The sequence below is a fragment of the Microbacterium sp. genome (assembly GCF_031180975.1).
In the GTDB taxonomy this organism is placed as follows: domain Bacteria; phylum Actinomycetota; class Actinomycetes; order Actinomycetales; family Microbacteriaceae; genus Microbacterium.
The window spans coordinates 102349-114783 of sequence record NZ_JAPSLI010000005.1; the positions used below are offsets into that span (position 1 = coordinate 102349).

Genomic DNA, 12435 nt, shown 5'->3' on the forward strand with positions numbered 1-12435 from the left:
CGATGTGGGAGCACATGGCCTTGACCATTGTGTTACAGAAACAGTCTGAAATCAAGGGTTTTCCGACATCCCTTGGGAGGAGTGCGCGTGCGTCCGTCCCGCCCCGCGATGGCAGCAGCCGTCGTCCTCGGCCTGGAGGCCGCCGCGTTGACGGGCATCGCGCTGCTGGAGCTGTTCGCGCTCGTCACCGGCGACGTCTCGTCGACGCCCGCCGGCCTGGCGCTCATCGTCCTCACCCTGCTGGGCGCCGCCGCGCTGGCCGCCTTCGCGATCGGCACGCTGCGCCGCACCTCGTGGGCGCGCTCCGGGGGAATCGTCTTCCAGGTGCTGGCCGTCGCGCTGGGGTTGGCGTCGCTCACCATCCAGCCGGTGTCCTGGCCGTTCACCGTGGGCGTCGGCGTCACGGGATTGGTTGGGCTGATCCTGCTGATCGCCGCCGTCCGCCGCGACGGGGCGACCGACCCCCGCCTCCGCCGCGAGGACTGAGCCGGGAAGCCTCCGCCGCGAGGCCGGCGCCGCGAGGACCGCGCCGGCGGCTCAGGCGGCCAGACCGAGTGTCTTGCGCAGCCGCGCGACGTGCCCGGTCGCCTTCACGTTGTACTGGGCGTGCGTGATGACGCCGTCCTCGTCGAGCACGAACGTCGAGCGGATGACGCCCTCGATGACCTTGCCGTAGTTCATCTTCTCGCCCCACACGCCGTAGGCGGAATGCACCGCGTGGTCGGGATCGCTGAGCAGGGTGAACGTGAGCCCATCGCGCTCCCGGAACTCGGCGAGCTTGGCCGGCTCGTCGCGCGAGACGCCCACCACGCGGTAGCCGGCACCCTGCAGCGAGGCGATGCTGTCGCGGAAGTCGCACGCCTGCGTGGTGCAACCGGGGGTCATCGCCGCCGGGTAGAAGTACAGGATCGTCTTCTGTCCTCGCAGATCGGCGAGGCTGACCCGCTCGCCGTCCTGGTCGAGAAGGGTGAAGTCGGGGGCAGCGGTTCCGGGTTCCAGGCGCACGTTCGTCACGCCACCAGCCTAGCCGCCGAAGGTCTGCAGCAGCCGCTGCAGCGACTCCAGCCGGGCGGCGCCGGTCCGTCCGAGCCGGCCGTCGGCGGCGGCCTCGTTCAGCGCGCAGTCGCTCGCATCGGGCAGGTGCGTGCAGCCGCGCGGGCAGTCCTCGGCGATCTCGGCGAGCTCGGTGTACGCGGCGAGGATGTTCGCGGGATCGACGTGCCCGAGCCCGAACGACCGCACACCGGGGGTGTCGATCACCCAGCCGGTGCCGTGCTCGCCTCGGTAGCGCAGCGAGACCGTCGAGGACGAGGTGTGCCGTCCACGGCCGGTGACCTCGTTCACGTGCCCCGTCGCCCGCCCCGCCCCCGGCACGAGCGCGTTCACCAGCGTGGACTTGCCCACCCCCGAGTGCCCCACGAACACGGTGGAGTGTCCCACCAGCGCCTCGCCGATCTCCGCCACGGGCATCCGGCCGCGTGCGCTGGTGAACACCCGCAGGTCGAGTCCGTCGAAGTGCGACAGGAACGCGGCGGGGTCGGCGAGGTCGGTCTTGGTGACGACGAGCAGGGGCCGGATGCCGGCATCCAGAGCGGCGACGAGGTAGCGGTCGACGAGTCGGGCGCGCGGCTCGGGGTCGGCGGCGGCGACCACGATCAGCATCTGGTCGGCGTTGGCGACGATGACCCGCTCCACCTGGTCGGTGTCGTCGGCGCTGCGCCGCAGCAGCGAGGTGCGCTCCACGATCCCGACGATCCGTGCGAGCGTCCCCTCCGCGCCCGACGTGTCGCCCACCACCCGGGCACGATCGCCGGTGACGATCGGCGTGCGGCGCAGTTCGCGGGCACGGGTCGCGGTCACCGTCCGCTCGTCGGGGGTGTCCTCGCCGACCAGCACGCTGTACCGGCCGCGGTCGACACCCAGCACGCGCGCGATCACGGCATCCTCGTGCGCGGGGCGGCGCTTGGTGCGGGGCCGGTTCGCCTTCGGGTTGGGACGGGTGCGGATGCTGCTCTCGTCGTACTCGGCGAAGTCGTCGTCCTCGTCGTCGTCGCCCAGCCAGCTCACGACGCAGCGCCTCCCAGCATCCGCTCCCACAGCTGCACGAACTCGGGCAGCGTCTTCGCGGTGGTGCCGATGTCGTCGATCTCGACGCCGTCCACGCGCAGGCCGATCAGCGCGCCCGTGGTCGCCATCCGGTGGTCGTGGTGCGCCGGCCACGCGCCGCCGCTCAGCGGACGCGGCAGCACCCGCAGCCCATCGGGCAGCTCCTCCGCCTCGCCGCCCAGACCGCGGATGCCGGAGACGAGCGCGGCGATCCGGTCGGTCTCGTGACGGCGGATGTGACCCACGCCGCGGATCGTCGTGGGGGCGTCGGCGAAGACCGCCAGCCCGACGATCGTCGGCGTGAGCTCGCTCGCGGCGGACAGGTCGAGATCCAGACCGCGGATGCGGTCGCCGGCGCGCACAGTGAGGGCGCCGCCGTGGCGCGAAGTGTGCGCACCCATCGCCTGCAGGATCTCCGGCAGCAGTGCACCGGGCTGGGTGGAGTGCAGCGGCCATCCGGTGACCGTCACCTCGCCGCCGGTGACGAGCGCCGCGGCCAGGAACGGGGCGGCGTTGGACAGGTCCGGTTCGATCGCGACGTCCTTGGCGCGCGGCACACCGGCCTCGACCAGCCATTCGCCCACGCCGGGCCGCTCGATGCGGATGCCGCGGCGGCTGAGCGCCTCGATGGTCATGTCGATGTGCGGCAGGCTGGGCAGGTGCTCGCCGGTGTGCACGAGGTGCAGGCCGACGTCGAAGCGAGGCGCGGCGAGCAGCAGGCCCGAGACGAACTGGCTGGAGCCGGAGGCGTCGATCTCGACGCGCCCGCCGCGGATGTGCCCGTGGCCGCGGATCGTGAACGGCAGCGACCAGGTGCCCTCGTCGTCCACGTCCACCCCGAGATCCCGCAACGCGGTGATCATCGCGCCCATCGGCCTGTGCAGTGCAGTCTCATGGGCGGTGAGGTGGATGTCCTGCGGGGCGAGGCCCGCCAGCGGCGCGACGAAGCGCATCACCGTCCCGGCCTGACCGCAGTCGATGGTGACCCCGCCGCGCAACGGGGCGGGAGTGACCACCAGGTCGGGGCCGAACTCGCCATCCGACGGGGCCTCCTCGATCTGTGCGCCCAGCAACCGCAGGGCCTCGATCATGTGACGGGAGTCGTCGGAGTGCAGCGGGCGGATCAGGCGCCCGGGGCCGTCGGCGATCGCGGCGATCATCAGCTCGCGGTTCGTCAGGGACTTGGACCCGGGGATCGACACCGTGGCGTGCAGCGGCGCGTCGGCCAGCGGCGCGCGGTAGGCGCCGCGGACGGGGGAGGGGGAATACCGTGGAGCGCTCATCGGTTCCTACCCTAGTGAAGCCGCCTTCGAAGCGGTGAGAGGGAGACACGGATGCCGGCCACGCTGACACGCGAGGACATCGACATCACCGGCCTAGACTGGCCCGTGATGGACGACACAGCATCTGGTGACCCTCGACGCGACTTCGAGGAGCAGGCGATCCCCTTCATGGATCAGCTCTACGCGGCGGCGATGCGCATGACGCGCAATCCCGCCGACGCGGCCGATCTCGTGCAGGAGACGTTCGTGAAGGCGTACGGGTCGTGGGCCACGTTCACGCAGGGCACCAACCTGAAGGCGTGGCTGTACCGCATCCTCACCAACACGTACATCAACATCTATCGCAAGAAGCAGCGCGAACCGTTCCAGGGCACGATCGACGAGCTCGAGGACTGGCAGCTGGGCGGGGCCGAGTCGACCACCGCTTCGCACAGCCGTTCGGCCGAGGCGGAGGCGATCGACCGGATGCCGGCCTCGGTCGTCAAGGACGCGCTGCAGGAGGTGCCGGAGGACTTCCGCCTCGCGGTCTACCTCGCCGACGTCGAGGGATTCTCCTATCAGGAGATCGCCGACATCATGAAGACCCCCATCGGCACCGTGATGAGCCGCCTGCATCGTGGCCGGCGGATGCTGCGGGAGCTGCTGGCCGACTACGCCGCGGAGCGAGGGATCACCGCGGCAGAACCGAGGAGTACGAAATGAGCGACTGCGGCTGCGAGAAGGCGCGCCGGGACCTGGAGGAGTACCTCCGCAACGAGGTGTGCAACACCGAGCACACCGACATCCGGGAGCACCTGGAGAACTGCCCGTCCTGCAAGGACGAGGCACTCGTGGCGAGGACCCTCACCGAGGTCGTGGCGCGCGCCTGCAAGGAGACCGCGCCCGAGACGCTGCGCGACCAGGTGCTGGCACGGCTGCGTGCCGTGCAGGCCGCCGCGCACTGACCGACTCCGCCGGGGTCGCGGGGCGCGTCCGCGCCCGCCCCTAGGCTGGAGCCATGATCGACGCCCGCGCCCTCCCGACCGACCCGCGATCCACGGCCCGTCTGGCGGATGCCGGTTTCGACTACCGCACGGTCGACATGACCGATCCGGCGCAGGCCGTGCCGTTCTCCAGGGCCGTCACCCGGGGATTCCTCGGCGACGAGCCGACGGATGCCGCCCTGTCGGAGACCGTGCTCAGCATGTCGGCGCGCCGATGCATCGGTGTGTTCCGCCAGGGTGCTGCGTCCGACGAACTGCCCGTCGGCACCATCGACGGCTGGGTCACTCCACTGACCATCCCGGGCGGGGAGATCCCGATGTGGGCGATCAGTGGCGTGACGGTCGCCGCGACGCATCGTCGTCGCGGCATCGCGCGCAACATGCTCGAGGGTGAGCTGCGCACCGCGGCCGCCGCCGGCGTCCCCGTCGCCGGCCTGACGGTGTCGGAGGCCACCATCTATTCGCGCTACGGCTTCGGCCACGCCGTGCCGATGGCGAACGTCCGGGTGGACACGCGACGCGCCGGCTGGGTCGCACCCGACTCGCCCGGCACGGTCGAGTACATCGAACGCGAACAGCTCGCCCGCGATCTGGAGCAGGTGCACGAGCGGTCCCGGCGCGTCCGGTCGGGGCAGATCCCGGGCTGGGCCGGGAGGTGGCGTCGCATGGCGGGGCTCAGCGAAGCGGACACCAAGGCCGCTGCTGTGCGCGGGGTGCGCTACATCGACGCCCAGGGCGAAGTGCGCGGCGCGCTGGCCTACACTCTCGAGGAGCACAAGGACGAGTTCCGCGCCGCGATGCACATCCGCCACCTCGGCGCGGAGACCGACGAAGCGCTGCGCGCGCTGTGGGGGTTCGTCGTGCACCACGACCTGGTGACGTCCGCCGACGTGGACCTGCGACCCGTGGACGACCCGCTGCCGTGGCTGGTCGCCGATCACCGTGCCGTGACCGTCACCGTGCACGATCACGGCTGGCTGCGCATACTGGACGTCCCGGCGGCGCTGTCGGCGCGCAGCTACCGGCATCCGCTCGACATCGTCATCCGCGTCGACGACGCGCTCGGCTTCGCCGACGGGACCTGGCGGCTCACCGTCGACGAGAACGGCAGCGCGTCGGTGGCGGCAACGGAGGACGCGCCGCACTTGCGGATGGGCGTCGTGGAGCTGTCCTCCCTGTACGCCGGGGGAGTGCGGGCGACACAGCTCGCCGCGGCCGGCCGGATCCTGGGGGACGCCGCGGTGCTGGCATCCGTCGACGACGCCCTCCGCACCGCCCAGGCGGCTGCGCTCGGCATCTGGTACTGATCCGACCCGTCAGCACGACGAAGCCCCACCCGCCTTCCTCGGCGCGGGTGGGGCTTCGTGATGTGACGTCAGAGAGTGAGGGCGCGCTTGAGCAGGTCCGCCTGCTCGACCGCGTGCACCTTCGACGAGCCGGTGGCCGGAGAGGCGGATGCCGAACGCGCGACGGCACGGAACCGCCGGTCGCCGGGGACGTCGGCGAACGCGAGGGCCAGGAACGGCCAGGCTCCCTGGTTCTCCGGCTCCTCCTGCACCCAGACCAGCTCGGCGTTCGGGTACGAATCCGTGATCGCCTTCAGGCCGTCGATGGGTGTCGGGTACAGCTGCTCGAGCCGCACCAGCGCGATCTCCGGGTTCGGGTTCTTCTCCAGCTCGTTGCGCAGGTCCCAGTGGATCTTGCCGGAGTGCACCAGCACCCGCTTGACCGCCGCGCGGTCCAGGCCGCGGTCGTCGTCGAGCACCGGCTCGAAACGGCCCTGCGTGAAGTCCTCCACCGCGCTGGTCGCGCCACGCAGCCGGAGCATGGCCTTCGGCGTGAACACGATGAGCGGCTTGCGCGGACGCGCGTACGCCTGGCGACGCAGCAGGTGGAAGTGCGACGCCGGGGTGGACGGGCGGGCGACGATCATGTTCTCCTGCGCGCACAGCTGGAGGAAACGCTCCATCCGTGCGGAGGAGTGGTCGGGGCCCTGACCCTCGTAGCCGTGCGGCAGCAGCATCACGACACCGGACTGCTGCCCCCACTTCTGCTCGGCCGCGGAGATGTACTCGTCGATCACCGACTGGGCGCCGTTCGCGAAGTCGCCGAACTGGGCCTCCCAGAGCACGAGCGCCTCGGTGTTCTCGACGGAGTAGCCGTACTCGAAGGCGAGAGCGGCGTACTCGCTGAGCAGCGAGTCGTACACGAAGAATCGTCCCTGGTTGTCGGACAGGTTCGACAGCGGGAGCCACTCCTGACCGTTCTTGCGGTCGTGCAGCACGGCATGGCGCTGCACGAACGTGCCACGGCGGGAGTCCTGCCCCGCGAGGCGGACCGGCGTGCCCTCCACCAGCAGCGAACCGAACGCGAGCAGCTCTCCGAAGCCCCAGTCGATGCCGCCGTTGCGGCTCATCTCGACGCGCTTGTCGAGCTGCTGCTGCAGCTTCGGGTGCACGGTGAAGCCGTCCGGCTTGTTGGCGTGGGCGTCGCCGATGAGATGCACCACCTCGAGGGGGACGCCGGTGACCTCCGGCTCGCCGATCTGGTCGTCGACGGGCGTCAGCTCCGGAGCGATCGGGGTGGCGCCGGTCTCGGCGGCGTGCGTCTCGGCGAACGCGATCTCCAGGCGGTTCTGGAAGTCGGCCTTCGCCTGCTCGTACTCCTCCTCGGTGATGTCGCCTCGTCCGACCAGCGCCTCGGTGTAGAGCTTGCGCACCGAACGCTTGGCCTGGATGAGGTCGGTCATCAGCGGCTGGGTCATCGACGGGTCGTCGCCCTCGTTGTGCCCGCGGCGACGGTAGCAGACCAGGTCGATGACCACGTCGCGGTGGAAGCGCTCGCGGTACTCGAACGCGAGCTGCGCCACGTGGATGACCGACTCGGGGTCGTCGCCGTTCACGTGGAAGATCGGCGCCTGGATGGTCTTGGCCACGTCGGTGGCGTACACCGAGGTGCGCGAATCCGTCGGCAGGGTGGTGAAGCCGACCTGGTTGTTGACCACCACGTGCACGGTGCCGCCGGTGCGGTAGCCGCGCAGCTGCGACATCTGCAGCGTCTCGACCACGACGCCCTGGCCCGCGAACGCGGCGTCGCCGTGCACCAGGATGGGCAGCCACGAGAAGGTGCCGATGGGCTTGCGGTCCTGCTTGGCACGGACGATGCCCTCGAGCACGCCGTCCACGGTCTCCAGGTGTGACGGGTTGGCGGCCAGGTAGACGGGAAGCTCGGCGCCGTTCTCGGCGACAAATGTGCCCTGGGTGCCCAGGTGGTACTTCACGTCGCCCGACCCGCGCTGGTTCCCAGGGGTCATCGAGCCCTCGAACTCGCGGAACACCTGTCCGTAGGTCTTGCCGGCGATGTTGGTCAGCACGTTGAGCCGGCCGCGATGGGCCATGCCGATGGCGGCGCCGTCCAGGCCTGCGGATGCCGCGCCCTGCAGGATCTCGTCGAGCAGCGGGATGAGCGACTCGCCGCCCTCGAGCGAGAAGCGCTTCTGCCCGACGAACTTCGTCTGCAGGAACGTCTCGAACGCCTCGGCCTCGTTCAGTTTGCGCAGCACCCGCAGTTGCTCGTCGTGGCCCGGCTTGACGTACTTGACCTCGACCTTCTCCTGGAACCAGCGGCGCTGCTCCGGGTCCTGGATGTGCATGTACTCGATGCCGAGGGTGCGGCAGTACGAGTCACGCAGCACGCCCAGGATGTCGCGCAGCTTCATGAGACGCTTGCCGCCGAAGCCGTTCGTCACGAACTCGCGGTCCAGGTCCCAGAACGTCAGCCCGTGGCTCTCGATCTCGAGGTCGGGGTGCGAGCGCTGCACGTACTCCAGCGGGTCGATGTCGGCCATCAGGTGCCCGCGCACGCGGTACGAATTGATGAGCTCCTGCACGCGGGCGGTCTTGTCGATGCGCTCGGCGAGGTCGACGGCGATGTCGGCGTTCCAGCGGATCGGCTGGTACGGGATGCGCAGCGCGGCGAAGATGTCGTCGTAGAAGCCGCGCTCGCCGATGAGCAGCTCGTGCACCTTCTTCAGGAACTCGCCCGATCCGGCGCCCTGGATGACCCGGTGGTCGTAGGTGCTGGTGAGCGTGATCGTCTTGCCGATGCCGAGGGCGGTGAGCGTCTTCTGGCTGGAGCCCTGGAACTCGGCAGGGTACTCCAGCGCGCCGGCACCGATGATGCAGCCCTGGCCCTTCATCAGACGGGGGACCGAGTGCACGGTGCCGATGCCGCCGGGGTTGGTCAGCGACACAGTGGTGCCCTGGAAGTCCGCGGCGGTGAGCTTGTTGCCGCGCGCCCTGGTGACCAGATCCTCGTAGGCGGACAGGTACTCGTTGAAGGTCATGGTGTCGGCCCGCTTGATGCTGGGTACAAGCAGGGCACGCGTGCCGTCGGGCTTGGGGATGTCGATCGCGATGCCGAGGTTGACGTGGGCGGGGGCGACGACGGAGGGCTTGCCGTCGATCTCCGCGTAGAACACGTTCTGGCTGGGGAACTCCTTGAGCGTCTGGATGAGCGCCCAGCCGATCAGGTGCGTGAAGCTGACCTTGCCGCCGCGGGTGCGAGCCATGTGGTTGTTGATGACGATGCGGTTGTCGATCATCAGCTTGGCCGGGATGGTGCGCACGCTGGTCGCGGTGGGGACCGTGAGCGACTCGTCCATGTTCGCCGCGAGAGTCTTCGGCATGCCGCGCAGGACGGTGACCTTGTCCTCGTCGACGGGGGCGGCGTCCTCCTTCGCGGCGGGCTTCGGGGCCTGCGCCGGGATCGGGGCCTGCACAGCGGGCTTCGCGGTGGTGCGTGCGACCGGTTGAGTGCCGATGACGGGGATGGGGGCGGTCATCGGGTGCGCCGGCGACTGAGCGGCGGAACCGGCGGGATCGGGCTGGTACTGCTCCAGGACCGGCCACCACTCCTTGTCGACGGAGTCGCGGTCCTTCTTGAACTGCTCGTAGAGCTCGTCCACGAGCCACGAATTGGCTCCGAACCCCCCGTCGCCCCCGACGCCGGTCACCTGGTTCGACACGCTCGATCGCCCTCTTTCATCGCTGAATCTGTGTGCAGCGACGCGAACACGCGAGGCGTGATCGGGTCGCACACGTTCCGGGGTTCAAGCCTAATGCCATTCGCACCCGAAACGCCCGAGGTCCCCGCCGCGCGCGACCGCCCCGGGAGTACCTTTGGCGCATGGAGTTCTCCGGCGAACGACCCCTGGTGGATCTGACCTATTCGGACGTCTTCCTCGTGCCCCGGCGCTCGGCCGTGACCAGCCGGCTGCAGGTGGACCTGACACCCGGGGACGGCACCCCCGCCACTATCCCGCTGGTGGCGGCGAACATGAACTCGGTGACCGGTCCCCGCCTGGCCGCCACTCTGGCGCGACGCGGTGGACTGGGGGTGCTGCCGCAGGACCTGCCGCTGCAGCAGCTGGACGCCGCGATCCGGTGGGTCAAGGAGCAGCCGGTGCGCTGGGACACCCCTGTGGTCCTGTCGCCCGTGGCCACCGCCGCCGACGCGCTGCGCCTGCTGCCCGCCACCGAGGGACATGGCGTCGTGGTGAGCACCGCGGGCCCGTCGGCTCCGATCCGGCGTGAGGACGTCGCCGGCATCGTGCCGGCCGCGCGGCTGGCATCCGCTCTTCCGGACGCCGTCCTCGGCGACCTGGTGCGCGAGCACTCTCCCGCGATCGACGCCGAGGAGATCGCCGACGGGCGCGCGGCGTTCGACGCCATCGACGCGGCCGACGTCGAGATGGTGCTCGTCGTCGAGCACGACCGCCTGGTCGGCACGCTCTCGCGCCGCACCGCGCTGCGGGCGAACCTGTACCGCCCCGCGGTCGACGGCTTGGGCCGGCTGGCGGTCGGTGCCGCCGTGGGGATCAACGGTGACGTCGCAGGAAAGGCGAAGGCGCTCGCGGCGGCGGGAGTGGACGTGCTCGTCGTGGACACCGCGCACGGCCACCAGGAGGGGATGCTCCGGGCGCTCGAAGCGGTCGCCGGCCTGGGACTCGGCATCCCGATCGTGGCAGGCAACGTCGTCACCGCCGACGGCGTGCGCGATCTCGTCGCCGCGGGCGCCACCATCGTCAAGGTCGGTGTGGGGCCGGGCGCGATGTGCACCACGCGCATGATGACGGCCGTCGGCCGTCCGCAGTTCTCCGCCGTGCTGGAGACCGCCGAGGCGGCGCGCGAGCTCGGTGCGCACGTGTGGGCGGACGGGGGAGTGCGCTATCCGCGCGACGTCGCGCTCGCGCTCGCCGCGGGTGCGGCATCCGTCATGATCGGCTCCTGGTTCGCCGGCACGATCGAGGCGCCGGGCGAGCTGGAGCGCGACGAGGACGGCCGGCTGTACAAGGAGTCGTGGGGGATGGCGTCCACCAAGGCGGTGCAGGCGCGCTTCGGCCGACTGGACGCGTACGAGCGGGCGCGCAAAGAGCTGTTCGCGGAGGGGATCTCCTCCTCCCGCATCTACCTGGACCCGCTGCGTCCAGGCGTCGAGGATCTGGTGGACATGATCACCTCCGGCATCCGCTCGTCGTTCACGTACGCCGGCGCCGGCACGGTGCCCGAATTCCACCAGCGCGCCCTGGTCGGGCTGCAGTCCGCGGCCGGGTACGAGGAGGGCAAGGCGCTGCCGGTCAGCTGGTAGTCCGTCGTCATGTGCGCGGCCGGTTGTGACATTGCGTGACCGGCCGCTGTCACGCGAGTGCGGCACTTTGTGGCATCCGCGCCATCGATCGATGTAGCGGATGCTGGATTCTGGCGCGGACGTGGTGGCTGGCGCGGGCGGGATGCCGGAAACTGGCGCGCACGTGGTGCGCCAATCGTTCTGCACAGACGCCGTCTTGGCCGGATCCGTCCACAATCGCCGCATTCGGCGAGTGAGCACCCCGCCCCCGCGTCAGGATGCCGGGATGAGCGCGGACCGACCATTCGACATCACCGTCAACCGAGTCAGAGACAGGGGAGGCGAGCCGCCCGACTACCGGAAAGTGCGGCGTGCCCTGGCGGAGGGAACCATCCACAGAATCGCGCCGGGCGCGTTCGTCCTCGCGCGATCCTGGGAGCAGCTGTCGCCGATGGAGCGGCACCGCGTCCGCGTCTTCGAAGCCGCGGACCGGTTGCGTGCGCCCGCGCTGATCTCGCACTTCGCGGCCGCCGCCGTGCACGGCATCGACATCCTCGGCCCCTGGCCGGAGCGCGTCGACGTGCGCGTGCCCCGGCGTGCGGGCGGACGATCATCCGGTCTGATCCGGCGGCACTGCCTGGGCGTCGACGAGGCGGATGCCGTCGACTGGCGGGGCCATCGCATCACCACGCCCGCACAGACGGCGGTCGACATCGCTGCGCTCAGCGATCACCTGCATGCAGTGGTGGTGTTCGATCAGGTCCTCTGGGCGCGCCGGCCGGGCGGACCGCTGGCCACTCTCGACGAGCTGTTCGCGCTCGTGGAGAGGCAGGTGTCGGCGAAGGGCTTCGCACGGATACGCCGCGCCCTGGCATCCGCTTCCGCTCTCGCCGACTCGGTTCGCGAGTCGCAGAGCCGTGTGCTCATCCGCCGACTCGACTTCCCGGAGCCGGAACTGCAGAGGACGTTCCTGCTTCCGGATCGCAGATCGGCGCGCTCGGACTTCTACTTCCCCGACCAGGACCACATCGGCGAGTTCGACGGACTGGGCAAGTACCTCGACCCGCAGCTGTTGCAGGGCCGCACGCCGGAGCAGGCGCTGATCGAGGAGAAGGATCGCGCCGATGCGCTGCGGCGCATGGTCCGCGGCTTTTCGCGTTGGCGCACACCGGCGTTGCGCCGGCCGCGGGAGCTGTACGACATCCTCACTGCGGACGGGCTGCGCAGCCCGGTCCCGCCTCCGCCCGCTGGCCTCATCCTGCCGGACTGACCGCCGTCACACGTGGGCGGCAGCTTGTGGCATCCGCGCCATCGATCGATGTAGCGGATGCCGCATTCTGGCGCATACGTGGTGCGCGACGCGCTCGGGATACCGCATTCTGGCGCGGACGTGGTGCATGGCCCGCTGTGACGCTGCGCGATGGACCCTGGTCGCG

10 protein-coding genes are annotated in these 12435 nt (G+C 70.4%); 6 read left to right on the forward strand and 4 right to left on the reverse strand.

The window, feature by feature from the left end; genetic code table 11:
- The first annotated feature begins 87 nt into the window (after nt 1-87).
- Complete coding sequence (locus tag RIF65_RS08610; protein WP_309065114.1) at nt 88-486, forward strand: hypothetical protein; 399 nt, start codon at nt 88-90, stop codon at nt 484-486.
- A gap of 51 nt (nt 487-537) precedes the next feature.
- On the opposite strand, the gene bcp is transcribed toward RIF65_RS08610, so the two are convergent.
- Genes bcp through aroA form a run of 3 tightly spaced genes read right to left on the reverse strand, consistent with a single transcriptional unit; the run spans nt 538 to nt 3389 of the window.
- Nucleotides 538-1014: a thioredoxin-dependent thiol peroxidase gene (gene bcp / locus RIF65_RS08615; RefSeq protein ID WP_309065115.1), complete on the reverse strand. Its 477-nt coding sequence runs from the start codon at nt 1012-1014 to the stop codon at nt 538-540.
- Between the two features lie 9 nt (nt 1015-1023).
- Nucleotides 1024-2067, reverse strand: coding sequence for a ribosome small subunit-dependent GTPase A (gene rsgA, locus RIF65_RS08620; protein ID WP_309065116.1), 1044 nt, complete (start codon nt 2065-2067; stop codon nt 1024-1026).
- Nucleotides 2064-3389, reverse strand: coding sequence for a 3-phosphoshikimate 1-carboxyvinyltransferase (gene aroA / locus RIF65_RS08625; RefSeq protein ID WP_309065117.1), 1326 nt, complete (start codon nt 3387-3389; stop codon nt 2064-2066). The genes rsgA and aroA overlap by 4 nt, the downstream gene beginning before the upstream one ends.
- A gap of 51 nt (nt 3390-3440) precedes the next feature.
- On the opposite strand from aroA, the gene RIF65_RS08630 reads away from it, so the two are divergent.
- Genes RIF65_RS08630 through RIF65_RS08640 form a run of 3 tightly spaced genes read left to right on the forward strand, consistent with a single transcriptional unit; the run spans nt 3441 to nt 5679 of the window.
- Nucleotides 3441-4091, forward strand: a complete 651-nt coding sequence (locus tag RIF65_RS08630; RefSeq protein ID WP_309065118.1) for a sigma-70 family RNA polymerase sigma factor — start codon at nt 3441-3443, stop codon at nt 4089-4091.
- Entirely contained in the window at nt 4088-4333 is a 246-nt protein-coding gene (locus RIF65_RS08635; RefSeq protein ID WP_309065119.1) for a zf-HC2 domain-containing protein, read from the forward strand. The genes RIF65_RS08630 and RIF65_RS08635 overlap by 4 nt, the downstream gene beginning before the upstream one ends.
- 53 nt (nt 4334-4386) lie before the next feature.
- Nucleotides 4387-5679 (forward strand): GNAT family N-acetyltransferase, encoded by a 1293-nt coding sequence (locus RIF65_RS08640; protein WP_309065120.1) that lies wholly within the window; start codon nt 4387-4389, stop codon nt 5677-5679.
- Between the two features lie 68 nt (nt 5680-5747).
- Here RIF65_RS08640 and RIF65_RS08645 read toward each other — a convergent pair whose 3' ends face one another.
- Complete coding sequence (locus tag RIF65_RS08645; protein ID WP_309065121.1) at nt 5748-9398, reverse strand: multifunctional oxoglutarate decarboxylase/oxoglutarate dehydrogenase thiamine pyrophosphate-binding subunit/dihydrolipoyllysine-residue succinyltransferase subunit; 3651 nt, start codon at nt 9396-9398, stop codon at nt 5748-5750.
- A gap of 161 nt (nt 9399-9559) precedes the next feature.
- Here RIF65_RS08645 and RIF65_RS08650 point away from each other — a divergent pair, with 161 nt between their 5' ends.
- Nucleotides 9560-11020 carry a GuaB1 family IMP dehydrogenase-related protein gene (locus RIF65_RS08650; protein ID WP_309065122.1) on the forward strand — a complete coding sequence of 487 codons (1461 nt, stop codon included), beginning with the start codon at nt 9560-9562 and terminating at the stop codon, nt 11018-11020.
- A gap of 265 nt (nt 11021-11285) precedes the next feature.
- On the forward strand, nt 11286-12269 hold the full coding sequence (locus RIF65_RS08655; protein WP_309065123.1) for a hypothetical protein: 984 nt from the start codon (nt 11286-11288) through the stop codon (nt 12267-12269).
- The last annotated feature ends 166 nt before the right edge of the window (nt 12270-12435 follow it).